The sequence below is a fragment of the Streptococcus sp. 3167 genome, from assembly GCF_013277175.1.
GTDB classification, from domain to species: Bacteria; Bacillota; Bacilli; order Lactobacillales; family Streptococcaceae; genus Streptococcus; species Streptococcus pseudopneumoniae.
Genome location: NZ_VMML01000062.1, coordinates 1 through 16,319, shown reverse-complemented (window position 1 = coordinate 16,319; position 16,319 = coordinate 1). Strand labels below are relative to the sequence as shown.

16 protein-coding genes are annotated in these 16,319 nt (G+C 36.8%); 10 read left to right on the top strand and 6 right to left on the bottom strand.

Annotated features, from left to right (window positions below):
• On the top strand, positions 1–162 hold a 162-nt coding region (locus HT678_RS09100; RefSeq protein ID WP_172924863.1), incomplete at its 5' end, for a GTP cyclohydrolase I.
• A 113-nt stretch (positions 163–275) separates the two neighbouring features.
• On the opposite strand, the gene HT678_RS09095 is transcribed toward HT678_RS09100, so the two are convergent.
• On the bottom strand, positions 276–1,517 hold the full coding sequence (locus HT678_RS09095; RefSeq protein WP_023935418.1) for a Fic family protein: 1,242 nt from the start codon (positions 1,515–1,517) through the stop codon (positions 276–278).
• A gap of 259 nt (positions 1,518–1,776) precedes the next feature.
• Here HT678_RS09095 and HT678_RS09090 point away from each other — a divergent pair, with 259 nt between their 5' ends.
• From HT678_RS09090 to HT678_RS09080, 3 genes are all read left to right on the top strand, one after another.
• Positions 1,777–2,844, top strand: coding sequence for an AbiH family protein (locus HT678_RS09090; protein ID WP_000413037.1), 1,068 nt, complete (start codon positions 1,777–1,779; stop codon positions 2,842–2,844).
• Positions 2,841–3,962: a restriction endonuclease subunit S gene (locus HT678_RS09085; protein ID WP_007284838.1), complete on the top strand. Its 1,122-nt coding sequence runs from the start codon at positions 2,841–2,843 to the stop codon at positions 3,960–3,962. The genes HT678_RS09090 and HT678_RS09085 overlap by 4 nt, the downstream gene beginning before the upstream one ends.
• A gap of 173 nt (positions 3,963–4,135) precedes the next feature.
• Positions 4,136–5,737, top strand: coding sequence for a type I restriction-modification system subunit M (locus HT678_RS09080; RefSeq protein WP_000083782.1), 1,602 nt, complete (start codon positions 4,136–4,138; stop codon positions 5,735–5,737).
• A 309-nt stretch (positions 5,738–6,046) separates the two neighbouring features.
• On the opposite strand, the gene HT678_RS09075 is transcribed toward HT678_RS09080, so the two are convergent.
• From HT678_RS09075 to HT678_RS09055, 5 genes are all read right to left on the bottom strand, one after another.
• Positions 6,047–7,168: a Fic family protein gene (locus HT678_RS09075; protein WP_001066336.1), complete on the bottom strand. Its 1,122-nt coding sequence runs from the start codon at positions 7,166–7,168 to the stop codon at positions 6,047–6,049.
• Positions 7,169–7,690: 522 nt separating this feature from the next.
• Positions 7,691–7,840, bottom strand: a complete 150-nt coding sequence (gene rpmG / locus HT678_RS09070; RefSeq protein ID WP_001265622.1) for a 50S ribosomal protein L33 — start codon at positions 7,838–7,840, stop codon at positions 7,691–7,693.
• Between the two features lie 15 nt (positions 7,841–7,855).
• On the bottom strand, positions 7,856–8,038 hold the full coding sequence (gene rpmF / locus HT678_RS09065; RefSeq protein ID WP_000290417.1) for a 50S ribosomal protein L32: 183 nt from the start codon (positions 8,036–8,038) through the stop codon (positions 7,856–7,858).
• A gap of 147 nt (positions 8,039–8,185) precedes the next feature.
• The gene (locus HT678_RS09060) at positions 8,186–8,362 is read right to left on the bottom strand and encodes a PTS ascorbate transporter subunit IIC (RefSeq protein ID WP_033607100.1); all 177 of its coding nucleotides are present in this window, start codon (positions 8,360–8,362) and stop codon (positions 8,186–8,188) included.
• A 25-nt stretch (positions 8,363–8,387) separates the two neighbouring features.
• Complete coding sequence (locus HT678_RS09055) at positions 8,388–8,537, bottom strand: hypothetical protein (RefSeq protein ID WP_162199234.1); 150 nt, start codon at positions 8,535–8,537, stop codon at positions 8,388–8,390.
• Between the two features lie 180 nt (positions 8,538–8,717).
• Here HT678_RS09055 and HT678_RS09050 point away from each other — a divergent pair, with 180 nt between their 5' ends.
• From HT678_RS09050 to ilvD, 6 genes are all read left to right on the top strand, one after another.
• On the top strand, positions 8,718–10,748 hold the full coding sequence (locus tag HT678_RS09050; protein WP_000460929.1) for a BglG family transcription antiterminator: 2,031 nt from the start codon (positions 8,718–8,720) through the stop codon (positions 10,746–10,748).
• 3 nt (positions 10,749–10,751) lie between these two features.
• Entirely contained in the window at positions 10,752–11,036 is a 285-nt protein-coding gene (locus HT678_RS09045; protein WP_000912476.1) for a PTS sugar transporter subunit IIB, read from the top strand.
• Between the two features lie 12 nt (positions 11,037–11,048).
• Positions 11,049–12,395, top strand: a complete 1,347-nt coding sequence (locus HT678_RS09040; RefSeq protein WP_000975292.1) for a PTS ascorbate transporter subunit IIC — start codon at positions 11,049–11,051, stop codon at positions 12,393–12,395.
• 3 nt (positions 12,396–12,398) lie between these two features.
• On the top strand, positions 12,399–13,256 hold the full coding sequence (locus HT678_RS09035; protein WP_000603571.1) for a transketolase: 858 nt from the start codon (positions 12,399–12,401) through the stop codon (positions 13,254–13,256).
• Positions 13,253–14,185: a transketolase family protein gene (locus HT678_RS09030; protein ID WP_000986379.1), complete on the top strand. Its 933-nt coding sequence runs from the start codon at positions 13,253–13,255 to the stop codon at positions 14,183–14,185. The genes HT678_RS09035 and HT678_RS09030 overlap by 4 nt, the downstream gene beginning before the upstream one ends.
• 232 nt (positions 14,186–14,417) lie before the next feature.
• Complete coding sequence (gene ilvD, locus HT678_RS09025; protein WP_000137354.1) at positions 14,418–16,121, top strand: dihydroxy-acid dehydratase; 1,704 nt, start codon at positions 14,418–14,420, stop codon at positions 16,119–16,121.
• Positions 16,122–16,319 lie beyond the last annotated feature (198 nt).

The window sequence follows — 16,319 nt, the reverse complement described above, 5'->3', positions numbered from 1 at the left end:
GGTGGTAAGGGAGCCTTTGTTGTCATTGAAGCAGAACATATGTGTATGAGTATGCGTGGTGTCAGAAAACCAGGCACTGCAACCTTGACGACAGTAGCTCGTGGTCTATTTGAAACAGATAAGGATCTCCGTGATCAGGCTTATCGTTTAATGGGACTATAATACTCTTCGAAAATCAAATTCAAACCACGTCAGCTTCCATCTGCAACCTCAAAACAGTGTTTTGAGCAGCCTGCAGCTAGTTTCCTAGTTTGCTCTTTGATTTTCATTGAGTATTAAAAATAGTCAGAAAGATAATGTTGGGAAGGTTTTCGACCAATTAGGGTCAAAATTCCCCTATCTTCAAGATGCAAGAAAGCATCCTTGACCTTTTTCTTAGAGTAATGATGGTTGGACTGATTGGCCAGTTGGATGATGCTTCTATCTTCTATACCATCTCTCTTATCATCAACAAAGAGCTTGGACTGAGCGAGTAGAAACAAGATGTATTTCTCGACTTCCTCCAGCCCTTCTGTCTGCTCTATCTTAACTTTATAGCGATTCAGTTGCTCTTGTTTTTCAAGGAGGGTTTGGATAATATTTTCCTGTCCTTCCTTGATAAAAGTCAACAAGGTTTCAACGAAGAAGGTAGCATCGGCACGGTTGAGATGATCGCCAGTATTCCTAAAAGCCTTATAATAGTCTTGCTTATGGTGATTGATTTGTTGGGACAAAACTAACCCTGAAAATTTATCGAGTTTTCTAGACAAGTACTTGGCAAGGATATAGCGTCCTGTCCGACCGTTACCGTCATAGAAGGGATGTATATTTTCAAAAAAATAGTGTCCAGCACAAGCCTTGACAAGGTTTGGGATAGAATGGTCGTTTATAAAACGAATCCACTCTGTCAGCATGACCTGAATCTGTTCCTCCTTTTGAGGTGGGATATAGATGACTTTGCCAGTCTTGTCGTCTTGGATAAAGACCGATTTCTGTCTAAAAAACTCTCCATCGAGTTCATCCTCTGGCGAGATTTCTCCTTGTGTTAATTGGTCATAAATCCCTCTGATATCTTCAAGAGATTGGATTTGGAGAAATTCATCCTTAAGGATTTGTTGGTACATTCGCAAGGTGGAAAGATGTTTGATTTGTTCGGTCTTATAGGGGTCTTCCTCTAGGAGTTTCTCCACATCGACCAACTCTTTACGAGTTGTATGGATACCTTCGATTTCATTTGTGGAAATAATCGATTGGTAGAGCTGTTCTTTATAAAACTGATCGTGGGCAATCTTAGGGAGGGTATCAGCTATTTCACTAATTCGTTGAGACTGCTGTGAAATAGTTTCCATCAGTTGGGAAATCCCTAGATGTAGGGTTACAAATAAAGGGTATTGACTTGTTTTGACAGTATCGCGTTGCATTAAATGAGGATAAAGAGATGTTCTAATGGAACTGTATCCTTGTAAGCGTAGTTGATACTCTTCCTCATACTGGTCACGATGACTGTAGTAGATTTTTCTAAGTTCTCTATAGTTCATATGTAGTCATCCTCGCATTTCAACGTTTTTTAACATTATATCACAAATAAGCCTATCTATTGTTTCAAAATAGGCAAAATTGAAGAATAGAATAGCATAGTTTCCTATCTAAAGTGCAAAAATGGCCAAAATTGAACAATAGAAATGATAGATGGCAATCCTAAAGTGTAAAAATAGGTAAAATTGAAGAATAGAAATCAAAAAGAGAAAACCTAAAGTGTAGAAATAAGAAAATGGAGTAATAGAAAGGGGGGATAGAGTGGAGAAATTATTTATTATCGGAAATGGTTTTGATATGGCGCATGATTTGAAGACGAATTATCTATATTTCAAGAAGTTTGTTTATCAGCAGGCTTATGGGAAAGATGAGTTGTTAGAGTCGTTGCAAACATCAAAGGGAATTTGCGACTTTTTTAGGGAAAAGGATATTGAAATTCAAGAACAACATCGATATGTTAATGAAGATGAGTTGAGAGACATATATGGATATTCTCTGCCTAAAATTAGAAATGGTCAGTTAGATAAACATGAACGGTATCAATTTATTTATCGACATATGATGCAATTAATGAGATTAGAAAATTTTTGGTCTCAGTTGGAGCGTGATTTAGGTTGGATAAATGAGGTGAAAATTATACCGCCATCTTGTGTCTTGGAAAATTTAGAAACATATTCTGAGGAACTGGCAACGATTCTTGAAAAATTTCTAAGAGCAGACATTGAAAACTTATTTAGGGAATGGGTTCAATGTTTTATTCTTGATTGGGATAATATGCCTACTAATCTAAAAAAACTAAAACGAAAGAAATCTGTTGAACACAATAAAAATGCCTACTTTTTAACTTTTAATTATAGTATGTTATTAGAGGATTTCTACGGTATAAATTCTGAACAAATATGTCATATACATGGAAGTATTTCTGAAGATAAACTAATATTTGGACATAATCGTGAAATGGATTCTTATGATAAATTTAGACAAAATAACCCAACTGAGGTACGTGACTTTCTTCATAATTTAGTTTATTTGACTAGAAAGCCCGTCCATCAGCAACTTAGAAAGCACGAATCCCTTTTCAAAAATTTAAGTTCTATCAAAGAAATCTACTTCATTGGTTTTGGTATTCGGGATGAGAATGGAGTGGATGCTCCGTACTTTAAAGAAATCTTTAAACAGGCACCGAATGTGAGCATTTATGTAGACCAGTTTGATAAGAAGTATGAATATACTATTAAGAAAATACTTAAGGCATGGGGTGCTCATAAAGCTTATCAATTGCAATTTATAGATACAAATAAAGATGAAATAGTTGGAGGAGTAATATGATAAAACAACCAAGTTATCGATTTGTAGGATTTGAAGATGAGTGGAAGGAAGTGAAAGTCTCAGATATTTTTAGAGTTACTAGGGGACAAGTACTAGCAACAACGCAGATATCAGAAGAAAAAACAGATACTTATAAATATCCTGTATATTCTTCTCAAACCAAAAATGAAGGGTTATTAGGCTATTATGATAAATATCTATTTGAAACAGCAATAACTTGGACAACTGATGGAGCAAATGCTGGAACGGTAAATTACAGGGAAGGAAAATTTTATAGTACAAATGTGAACGGTGTTTTACTGTCTGATGAAGGTTTTGCTAATAAAGTGATTGCAGAAATATTAAATAACGAAGCTTGGAAATATGTTTCAAAAGTTGGCAACCCGAAATTAATGAATAATGTAATGTCAGAGATTAGTTTAGTTATCCCTAATGATTTTAGAGAGATTTCTATTCTATCAACTTTCTTCCAAGATATTGACCAGCTCATTAGCCTTCAACAGCGTAAGTTAGAGGTGCTCAAAGAGCAGAAGAAAACCTACCTCAAACTCCTCTTCCCAGCCAAAGGACAAACCAAACCAGCCCTTCGCTTCGCAGGATTTGAAAATGACTGGAAGGAAGTGAAGTTGGGGGAAGTTACGAATATAAAAACTGGTGGTAGAGATGTTCAAGATTCTGTTGAGAATGGATTATATCCATTTTACATTCGTTCAGAAGAAGTAAAACGAATTAATTCATATTCTTTTGATGGAGAGGCTATCTTAATACCTGGAGAAGGAAGATTAGGAGAAATTTTTCATTATGTAAATGGGAAATTCGATGTTCATCAACGTGTTTATAAAATCTCTAACTTTACAGATGTTAACGCTAAGTTTGTACTACAGCAGATGAAAAAAGATTTTAAACAGCATGCTATGAGGAATACAGTAAAGGCAACGGTTGATTCGCTAAGATTGCCAACAATTCAGTCATTTACCGTCTTCGTTCCCTCTCTCCCTGAACAAGAAGCTATCGGTTCTTTCTTCCAAGACCTAGACAAGGCCATTGCCAAGCAAGAGGAAAAAGTCAACCAGCTCAAAGAAAGCAAACAAACCCTACTCAGAAAAATGTTTATCTAAGATACAAAGACCGTCAAAAGCCCAGTAAAAATAGGAAACTGGGACAGTATTCGATGAAGACCAGACAGTTTATCTTTTTTACCCAGCTTTTAGGTCGTGTTCGATTATCTAAGATACAAAGACCTCAGAAAGCTACACTAAACGAATGAAAGTAGAAATTGATAGGAGACCCTATGTCACAAACAGATTTATCAAGAGAACTCTACCAATCCCTCTGGAATGCGGCAGATATCCTGCGTGGCCAGATGGAAGCTAATGAATACAAGTCCTACCTCTTGGGCTTGATTTTCTACAAGTACCTATCCGACAACATCCTCCAAGCCGTCTGTGATAACTTGGACGAGACCTTTGAGTCCTTCCAGCAAGCCCAGCTTCTCTACGAGGAAAACTTTGCGGATGCAGATGTCCGTGAAGACCTCATCGAGGTCTTAAATGACGAGCTAGGCTATGTGATTGAGCCTTCTCTGACCTTTACCAAGCTGGTCCAGTCTATCCATGAAGGAACCTTCCAGCTAGAATCCCTAGCCCAAAGTTTCCGTGATATCGAGCAGGCCAATGAAAAATTTGAAAATCTCTTCGAAGATATCGACCTCTATGCGAAAAAGCTAGGTAATACTCCACAAAAGCAAAACAAGACCATCTCTGAGGTTATGAAACAGCTCAACGACCTCAATGTGTCTAGTCATGCTGGTGATATCTTGGGTGATGCTTATGAGTACTTGATTGGCCAGTTTGCTAGTGATTCTGGGAAAAAGGCTGGAGAGTTCTATACACCTCAAGCAGTCTCTCACCTCATGACTCAGATTGTCTTTGCAGGGCGTGAGCATCAAAAGGGGATGTCGGTTTACGACCCGACCATGGGGTCTGGTTCTCTCTTGCTCAATGCCAAGCGCTATAGTAAGGAAGCTTCGACGATTTCTTACTACGGTCAAGAGTTGATTACTTCGACCTTCAACCTTGCTCGCATGAATATGATGCTTCATGGGGTCGCGATTGAGAACTATCACCTCAGTAACCACGATACCCTAGATGAAGATTGGCCGACTACCGAGCCAACAGACTTTGATGGGGTTTTGATGAACCCACCCTATTCACTGAAGTGGTCAGCAGATAGTGGCTTCCTGCAAGATCCTCGCTTTTCAAGTTATGGAGTTCTTGCACCTAAGTCAAAAGCAGATTTTGCCTTCCTTCTTCACGGCTTTTACCACCTCAAGCATAATGGGGTCATGGCCATTGTCCTTCCCCACGGAGTCCTTTTCCGAGGAGCAGCCGAGCAGAAGATTCGCCAGCACCTGCTAGAAGAAGGCGCTATTGATACAGTTATCGGCTTGCCAGCAAATATCTTCTACAATACCTCTATTCCGACAACTATTATCATCCTTAAAAAGAATCGCACCAATAAGGATGTCTTCTTTATCGATGCCTCAAAAGAGTTTGAAAAAGGGAAAAATCAAAACAATATGACCGAAGACCATATTGCCAAGATTTTGGAGACCTATCAAAAACGCGAGAATGTCGAGAAGTTTGCTCATCTAGCCAGCTTTGAAGAAATTGTCGAAAATGACTATAACCTCAACATTCCACGCTATGTCGATACCTTTGAGGAAGAACCCGTTGTTCCTCTAGCCGACCTCGCAGACCAGCTCGCAGAGATTGATAAAGAGATTGGAGAGGTAGAAGCCAGACTCGCACACATGCGCAGCCAACTAGTAGGCACAACACCAGAAGCCCAAGCAGAATTAACCGCCTATCTCGAAAAGTTGAAAGAGATTTAGAGACTTGTGAGAATACTCTGCTAAAAATTTAGAAAAATAAAATGACAGTAGAAAATCTATTGTCATTTTTGTTATTGATTATTTAAGTAAAAATCGAATTAGAACTAAACTAAAAGGATTCAGTCCTATCAAATACAGAATTTAATCCTTAACATAAAGATAATGACTAACTTTTTGAGAAGTGATGTTATTTTTCTAAAACAAAATAAGTAAAGTGTGTATTATTTTCGTGAAGTAAAAACGGNNCCGTTTTTACTTCACGAAAGAAAGTAGAAGTGAAGCAAAACGAAGATGAGCTTCAATATAAAATTATTGAACTATTCTTAGCAGGTGTGGACAAAAGTAAGTACGATTTCTTTGAGCAGAGTCTGTTGAAAGAAATTCTTCATCAATTAATTTATTTAATAATGTATATACAGTACGTTCAGAGATACTGAGGTGTTTGCTGACTTGTTTTGCTTTAAAAATTGGAGAAGAGAAAATGAAATCAAGAAGTTGAATACCAGAGACAGAATTCAATTTTGGTATTATTTCTTCTTTCATCTTATTATAAAGATTTAAGATATCCTGTGCCTTTTTTGTACTCTCTTCTGCTGAGAAAATTACTCCTTCCAAATAGTATTTAAACCAATCTTTCCAGTTATTATTTTTAGAGATGTTTGATAAATGAGAGATATATAGTGATCGATCACTTTCAAAATATGAACTCATGTAAAATGTAGGATAAGATAGCAATTCTTGGTAGTAAAGAAACAGTGGGATTAACAATCTTCCTATTCGACCATTACCATCTTCGAATGGATGAATCATTTCAAATTGAGCATGTACAATAGCTGATTGAACTAATAAGTCTAAATCATCATGATGCATATATTGTTCTAAATTGGACATATACTCCGTAGTTTGTTCTGGCGGAACTGGTGTGTAAGAGATAGTTGCTCTACTTCCAATGTAATTTTGAGTTCTTTTAAAATTTCCTGGATTCTTGCTGCTTCCTCTAACGTTATCCAATAGAATTTTATGCATCTCTTTTATTATTCTATTAGATAATGGTAACCCTCTAGAGTTATTGTCATTAATTGTAGTAATATTTTCGAGAGCATAAAAAAGTGCTTTTCGATAATTAATAATTTCATGTAGTTCATCACGTTCTATATCAACCTTATTACCTGCTTCGTAATTTAGTAGGTCTTCTAGAGTTGCATGAGTACCTTCAAGTTTTGAGGAAAGGACGGCTTCTTGGCTGAGCAATGGTGAAATTAGTAGCATTGGATTGATAATAGATGCTAAAAATCCTTCATAGGTTCCAATAGCTATACCTGCTTTAGAAACTAATCTAATTATTTGTGGATCTGTATATATTGAAGTATAGTCAAATGGAAGTTTTTCTGGTAAATAGGGTTTAGGTATGTTTTTAAATGTATTATTCATGTTTATAATTCCTATTAAAATTTTTTCTCAATATTTTTATTATAGAAAGCCAATGTAGTGAGTGACTATAACCTGTACTTGAATTATATTTCTAAGGTATATTGACAAGTATATGAAAATCAAGTAAAAAAGTAAACTGGATTGTCAATTTAAATCTTTGATTTTATGATATTTTTTAAAATAGTAATGTAAATATTTTTAGAGTTTAAGTTTGATTAAAAGTGTGTATCTTCATTAAGTATAGATTGAAAGGATTAATGTTGAACAATTTTAATGAGATGCTAAAAACGGAATATAAATGTTTGTTTTATTTCATTATAACACAGAGATAAGAAAAAATAGATAGCGAGACGAGTTTAAATAGGATTACTCGTTATGAAATGTTAATTACTTTTGATGGCTTAACAAATATTATCAATAATGTAGTCATTCGAATGATTCTCATTGCAATGTACTGAAATTAACAAAAAGAAAAAACGCTTGAATCAGCGTTTTTCTTCTGTATTGATTCGTATTGAATGCTTACTTCACTTCTGTAAACACAACGTGTTTGCGAAGTTTTGGTGAGTATTTCTTCAATTGAAGACGGTCTGGAGTGTTACGTTTGTTTTTAGAAGTAAGGTACAAGCGTTCACCAGATTCTTTGTGTTCAAGTGTAATATTTACGCGCATGGTATCTCCCTTCTATTATTCAGCTGATGCAGCTTTAGCGATTTTACGTCCTTTGTAGTATCCTTTAAGTGATACACGGTGAGAACGTGAGTAATCTCCAGTAGTTTCGTCAAAGTTTACAGATGGAGCTGTTACTTTGTAGTGTGTACGACGTTTGTTTTTCTTCGCTTTTGAAGTGCGACGTGCAGGTACTGCCATTTTAATTTCTCCTTTTAAGATATAATTCAGTTAGGTTTGATTTTCATCAACTTTAATAGTATATCAAAACTTTTTTGTAAAGTAAAGTTACTTGACAAAAAAAGATGAAAAAATTCTCCTATTCGGCACGGCAGACAGGAGAAGGTGTTAAATATCAATCTCAAATGGTTCGTCAATGGTTTCTGATACGTATTTTCCGTCTTTCTTCCGTTGTTTGACACATTCTGTGAGGAGATATTCGATTTGCCCATTGACTGAACGAAAGTCATCTTCTGCCCATGATGTGAGTGCAGCGTATAACTTTGTTGAGAGTCGAAGGGGGATCTGCTTTTTTTAGCTTCAACCATCTTTAGTAAAGACTTCCCGTGTTGACAATTGGTTGTGCATCATGATTGCCACAAAGAACGACAAGGAGATTTGAAACCATGGCAGCTTTTCGTTCTTCGTCAATCTCTACCAATTCCCCTTCATTGAGCCGTTCCAGTGTCGTTTCAACCATTCCCATTATTTGATATCTAAATGATATCACTTTGTTTTTAAAAGTCAATAGAAAGTTGAAAATAATCACTAAAAACTTTCAGCCCAATAATTTCTTTTAAAAGGTGAGATTATATTGTGCTCAAATACTCTTTTATTCTTATAACTTTTACACTATAATTGTAGTTAGAAAGGAAGAGAAATGTTTGATTATAGAGCACTAGTTATTTTGATGACTTTGATGGATCATTGTGAGTTATCATTATATGAATTATCTGTTAAGGTGAGCTTACCTATAAAGGAAGTCAAAGAAGGAATAGATTATTTAGTGCCTTATCTAGCTAATAAAGGGATAGTGCTGGATAAAAAACAAGGTCGCTATAGTTTATCAAATCGTACGAAGCAGTCTTTGACAGATATTATTAAGTCGGATGAATTGGTTTTACCAAAGTCGACTCGCTTAGCTTTAATCTATCTTTACACTTTTTGCCGATTAGATTTTATATCGAATAATCATTACCAAGACTTTTTGAAAGTAAGTAAGAATACAACCTTATCTGATATTCAATCATTAAGAAAGATTATGTTAGATAATGATTTGGAGCTAGGGTACAGTAGAGCAAAAGGTTATACTTTACACGGTTCAGAGTGGAATAAGCACCGCTTAGCTTTTCAAATGGTTAGTGAGTTGCTGGAATCCTCCATAGGGATTTGGGGTTTGGATTATGTTTTATCCAGTTGGGGGTATTCATTAACTTATGATTTGATAAATCAGGTAGTTAAAGATTATTATGAGAAGCTACAGCTAGTACCTATTGTTAATCAATTAAAAGTTTACCTTTTCGGTTTAGTATTCATTCTGTGTAGGTATCAAAGGGATGTTGAAAGAGTATGTCTTTCAGAGACATTAGTATCTCCTGTTATTCAAGATATAACCACTATTTTATTGGATACAGTGGTTGATTTGGGAATTATAGATACGGTGTTTTCTGAGGATGATTATCGCTATATCACCGTTTTATTATCAAGTTGCTTTGAAGGTGAAGTAGATGTTGCTCCGGTTTACTTTAATCAATTAACAGAGGCTATTATAAGTAGAATGGAAGATATTTCTTTGTTACATTTTAAACAAAGGGAAGGATTGAGAGAAAATCTTCGCCGCCACCTTATACCGGCTTACTATAGATTAAAGTTCGGCCTACCTAGTTCAAATGAATATGTATTGCATGTTAAAGAACATTATCCTGATTTATTTGAATTAGTCAAAGATTCTTTGATGCCCTTGATGGACGCTATTGACAATCCCATACCTGATAGTGAAACAGCATATTTTGTTATCCATTTCGGAGGTTATTTAAAGAAAGCAGATACTTTGCCTCAAAAATGGTATAAAGCAGCAATCATTTGTCCTAATGGTGTTAGTTCTTCATTGATGTTAAAAGAGAATCTATTAGCATTATTTCCTCAAATTGAGTTTATAGGAACCTTAAAGATTGATGATTTACAGGTGAAAGCTAGTAGTGACTATGATATGGTTTTTTCTACCATAAAGGTGGAGACAGAAAAGCCAAATTATCTAGTTTCGGTTATGATGACTGAAGAGCAAGCAATACAACTAGTAGAACTAGTGTTAAAAGATTTTCCGAATTTAGAGTATGGGGATTTTGAGATTGAACAAATCCTGAATATTGTCAAAAAATATGGAATTATTACACAAGAATTGGAATTAAGATTGGCGTTAAAGAATTATCTTTATCAAAAAAATGATCGAAAGGAAATTGTACCAGTGCTAGAACAACTTATTACCAAAGAAACCTATCAGGTTAGTTCGCAAAAATTAGGATGGAAGGAGGCGATTCGTTTAGCAGCTAAACCGCTTTTGGATCAAGATAAGATAACTGAGAACTACCCTGAGGCAATGATTCAAAAAGTAGAAGAGTTTGGGCCTTTTATTAATTTAGGGAAGGGAGTAGCAATTCCTCACGCTCGGCCAGATGAAGGTGTGAATGAAATAGGAATGTCAATGTTAGTTTTGGAAGAACCGATTTATTTATTGGATAATCCAGAACAAGAGGTAAGATTGTTGATTTGTATTGCAGCCATTGATAATGAGAGTCATTTAAAGGCTTTGTCACATTTAACAACAATTTTAAGAGATAAAAATCATGTTCAAACTTTAATATCATCAAAAAACTATGATGACATTAAAATGATAATTAAACAGGAGGATTAGATAATGTTAAAAATTGGTACAGCTTGTGGTTCAGGATTAGGTTCAAGTTTTATGGTACAGATGAATATTGAATCTGTATTGAGTGATTTGAATGTTTCAGATGTAGAAGTTGAACATTATGATTTAGGTGGAGCAGATCCAAATGCAGCTGATATTTGGATTGTTGGTCGTGATCTAGCTGATTCAGCTAGTCATCTTGGAGATGTTCGTATCTTAAATAGTATTATTGATATGGATGAACTACGAGAATTAATTACTAAACTTTGTGAAGAAAAAGGACTTATATAGGAGGCTAGCGTCATGATGAAGTTCATATTGGATATTGTTAGTACACCAGCTATTTTAGTAGCTTTAATTGCAATTTTAGGATTAGTTCTTCAGAAGAAGAAATTACCTGATATTATTAAAGGTGGAATTAAGACCTTTGTTGGTTTCTTAGTTGTATCTGGTGGTGCAGGAATTGTACAAAATTCTTTAAATCCATTTGGTACCATGTTTGAGCATGCTTTTCATTTATCTGGCGTTGTGCCGAATAATGAAGCAATTGTAGCTGTAGCTTTAACAACATATGGCTCAGCTACTGCAATGATTATGTTTGCAGGCATGGTGTTCAATATCTTAATCGCTCGTTTTACTCGATTTAAATATATTTTTTTAACAGGGCACCACACTCTATATATGGCATGTATGATTGCGGTCATTTTATCAGTTGCTGGCTTTACTAGCTTGCCTCTTATCTTACTAGGAGGATTAGCACTCGGTATTATTATGAGTATTTCCCCAGCATTTGTGCAAAAATATATGGTTCAATTAACTGGAAATGACAAGGTGGCTTTAGGTCATTTCAGTTCTTTGGGATATTGGTTGAGTGGTTTTACTGGTAGCCTTATCGGTGACAAATCAAAATCAACAGAGGACATTAAATTTCCAAAGAGTTTAGCTTTTTTACGTGATAGCACTGTTAGTATTACTTTATCCATGGCAGTTATTTACATTATTGTAGCTATCTTTGCAGGGTCAGAATATATAGAAAAAGAAATCAGTAGTGGTACAAGTGGTCTAGTTTATGCTTTACAATTAGCAGGTCAATTTGCAGCAGGGGTATTTGTTATTTTAGCAGGTGTTCGCCTTATTTTGGGTGAAATTGTTCCAGCCTTTAAAGGTATTTCAGAGCGTCTTGTACCTAATTCAAAACCTGCTTTGGATTGTCCGATTGTTTATACTTATGCACCCAATGCAGTTCTAATTGGATTTATCTCTAGTTTTATTGGTGGTTTAGTAAGTATGGCAATTATGATTGCTTCAGGAACGGTTGTTATCTTACCAGGCGTTGTGCCTCATTTCTTCTGTGGAGCGACTGCAGGTGTCATTGGGAATGCATCTGGTGGTGTTCGTGGAGCCACTATTGGAGCATTTTTACAAGGTATTTTAATCAGTTTTCTTCCAGTCTTTTTAATGCCAGTTTTGGGAGGACTTGGTTTCCAAGGATCAACTTTCTCAGATGCAGATTTTGGTCTATCAGGAATTATTTTAGGAATGTTAAATCAATTTGGTTCACAAGCAGGCATTGTGATTGGTCTTGTTCTTATTCTAGCAGTTATGTTTGGAGTATCCTTTATTAAAAAGCCATCTGCAAAGGAGGAGTAAGGGATGATTTTAAGTGAAAATAGAGAAGATGAGTTAAGAAAATTTGCGACTAACATCCGATTAAATACTCTTAGAACATTGAATCATCTTGGATTCGGACATTACGGAGGAAGTCTGTCTATCGTAGAAGTTCTAGCAGTGCTTTATGGTGAAATAATGCCAATGACTCCAGAAATATTTGCAGCACGAGATAGAGATTATTTCATATTATCAAAAGGTCACGGAGGACCAGCTCTATACAGTACACTCTATTTGAATGGTTTCTTTGACAAAGAATTCTTATATTCTTTAAATACAAATGGAACCAAATTACCGTCTCATCCTGATAGAAATCTAACGCCGGGCATAGATATGACAACTGGCTCTTTAGGACAGGGAATTAGTGTTGCAACCGGACTTGCATATGGTCAGAGAATAAGAAAAAGTCCCTTTTATACCTATGCTATTGTTGGAGATGGTGAGTTAAATGAGGGACAATGTTGGGAGGCTATACAGTTTGCTTCTCAGCAACAGTTATCCAACTTAATTGTATTTGTTGATGATAACAAAAAACAATTAGATGGTTTTACAAAGGATATTTGTAATCCAGGTGACTTCGTAGAAAAATTTTCAGCATTTGGATTTGAATCCATTAGGGTCAAGGGTTCAGATATTAGAGAAATTTATGAAGGGATTGTCCAATTAAAACAGTCAAATAATTCATCACCTAAGTGCATTGTATTAGATACTATTAAAGGTCAAGGGGTTCAAGAGCTGGAAGAAATGAAATCCAATCATCATCTTCGCCCTACTGTAGAGGAGAAACAAATGTTAACTTCAGTTGTAGAAAGATTAAGTCAGGAATTGGAGGAAACAGAATGATGAGAAGCACGAAAGAATTACGGCATGTATATAGAGACTTCCTTTTAGAGGCTAATCAAAGTGATTCTGATATAGTAGTCTTAGAAGCCGATTTGTCAAGTTCGATGGCTACTCATAATCTTGAAAAGGACTTTGGAGACCGTTATGTGAATGTTGGGATTATGGAAGCAGAAATGGTCGGCCTTGCAGCAGGCTTGTCTATTCAGGGGTTTAGACCTTATCTTCATACATTTGGCCCTTTTGCTTCACGAAGAGTATTTGATCAATTATTTATTTCTCTTGGATACGCACAATTGGATGCCACTGTTATTGGATCAGATGCAGGAGTAACTGCGGAAATGAATGGTGGGACATATATGCCATTTGAAGAAATTGGATTGTTACGTTTAATTCCTAAATCGATCATTTTCGAAGCAACTGATGATATCCAATTTCGTGAAATCTTGAACCAGACATTAGAATTAAAAGGACTAAAATATATTCGAACAATTCGAAAAGCTCCAGAGGCTGTCTATCAAGGTGGAGAAGATTTTTCTAAAGGCTACATTGAGTTAAGACACGGGGAAGATCTTGTAATCGTTGCTTCTGGCATAATGGTTGCTCCAAGTATTCGAGTTGCAGATGAACTGTCTAAATTAGGTTATTCAGTAGGTGTGATAGATTTATTTAGAATCAAACCGATACCAGAACAGATAAAAACAATGTTAAGTGGAAAAACTATATTTACTGTAGAAAACCACAATCAGATAGGTGGAATTGGCAGTGCTTTATGTGAATTATTCTCTGATGATGGAATAACAAAAATTCATCGGATGGGTGTTCAAGAAAGATTCGGTCAAGTAGGGAAAGTGGATTATCTTCTTAATGAGTATGGTTTGAGTGAATCGAATATAAAAGAGAAAGTTCTAGAAATTTATAATGCAAGATAGATGTTGAATACACTGTTCTGAAAGAATTTTTGTAACAATTACAGTACGTTATTTAAAGAAAGCGGATTAAAAAGCATATTCTGGTCATCAGAAAGTGCCCTAATCCGCTTTGTTGTTTTTAGTTTTAAATATTTCATATGTATATAGAATTTTCTGAAAATTCAAGAATTTTCTTCTGTTCATTGCCTTTAAAATGTGCTATAATAGTAAAAACTGAAATGGGAGGGAACAAATGACTGAATTAGATAAACGTCACCGCAGTAGCATTTATGACAGTATGGTAAAATCACCAAACCGTGCTATGCTTCGTGCGACTGGTATGACAGATAAGGACTTTGAAACACCGATTGTGGGAGTGATTTCGACTTGGGCGGAAAATACACCATGTAACATTCACTTGCATGATTTCGGGAAACTGGCTAAAGAAGGTGTCAAATCTGCAGGCGCTTGGCCTGTACAGTTTGGAACTATTACCGTAGCAGACGGGATCGCTATGGGAACGCCTGGTATGCGTTTCTCTCTAACATCTCGTGACATCATCGCGGACTCCATCGAGGCGGCTATGAGTGGTCACAACGTGGATGCCTTCGTCGCTATCGGTGGCTGTGACAAGAACATGCCTGGATCTATGATTGCCATTGCCAATATGGATATCCCTGCAGTCTTTGCCTATGGTGGAACGATTGCACCGGGAAATCTTGATGGCAAAGACATTGACTTGGTTTCTGTCTTTGAGGGTATCGGAAAATGGAACCACGGTGACATGACAGCTGAGGACGTGAAACGTCTTGAATGTAATGCCTGCCCTGGCCCTGGTGGCTGTGGTGGTATGTATACTGCTAATACCATGGCGACTGCTATCGAAGTTTTGGGTATGAGTTTGCCAGGTTCTTCATCTCACCCAGCTGAATCAGCTGATAAGAAAGAAGATATCGAAGCAGCAGGACGTGCTGTTGTTAAGATGTTGGAGCTTGGTCTCAAACCATCAGATATCTTGACTCGTGAAGCCTTTGAAGATGCCATCACTGTGACGATGGCTCTCGGTGGTTCTACAAACGCCACTCTTCACTTGCTTGCCATTGCCCATGCTGCCAATGTTGACTTGTCACTTGAGGACTTCAATACGATCCAAGAGCGTGTGCCTCACTTGGCCGACTTGAAACCATCTGGTCAGTATGTCTTCCAAGACCTCTACGAAGTCGGTGGTGTCCCTGCGGTTATGAAGTACTTGTTGGCAAATGGATTCCTTCATGGAGATCGCATCACATGTACTGGTAAGACAGTTGCTGAGAACTTGGCTGACTTTGCAGACCTCACACCAGGTCAAAAAGTTATCATGCCACTTGAAAATCCAAAACGTGCGGACGGTCCGCTTATCATCTTGAACGGAAACCTTGCTCCTGACGGTGCAGTTGCCAAGGTATCAGGTGTTAAAGTGCGTCGTCACGTTGGGCCAGCTAAGGTCTTTGACTCAGAAGAAGATGCCATTCAGGCTGTTTTGACAGATGAAATCGTTGATGGCGATGTAGTCGTTGTTCGTTTCGTTGGACCTAAGGGTGGTCCTGGTATGCCTGAGATGCTGTCCCTTTCTTCAATGATCGTTGGTAAAGGTCAAGGAGACAAGGTGGCCCTCTTGACGGATGGACGTTTCTCTGGTGGTACTTATGGTCTGGTTGTTGGACATATCGCTCCTGAAGCTCAGGATGGTGGACCAATTGCCTATCTTCGTACAGGCGATATCGTTACGGTTGACCAAGATACCAAAGAAATTTCCATGGCCGTATCCGAAGAAGAACTTGAAAAACGCAAGGCAGAAACAACCTTGCCACCACTTTATAGCCGTGGTGTCCTCGGTAAATATGCCCACATCGTATCATCTGCTTCACGCGGAGCCGTGACAGACTTCTGGAATATGGACAAGTCAGGTAAAAAATAAACTCATACTCTTCGAAAATCTCTTCAAACCACGTCAACGTCGCCTTGCCGTAGGTATGGTTACTGACTTCGTCAGTTCTATCCACAACCTCAAAACAGTGTTTTAAGCTGACTTCGTCAGTTCCATCCACAACCTCAAAACAGTGTTTTGAGCTGACTTCGTCAATTTTATCCACAACCTCAAAACAGTGTTTTGAGC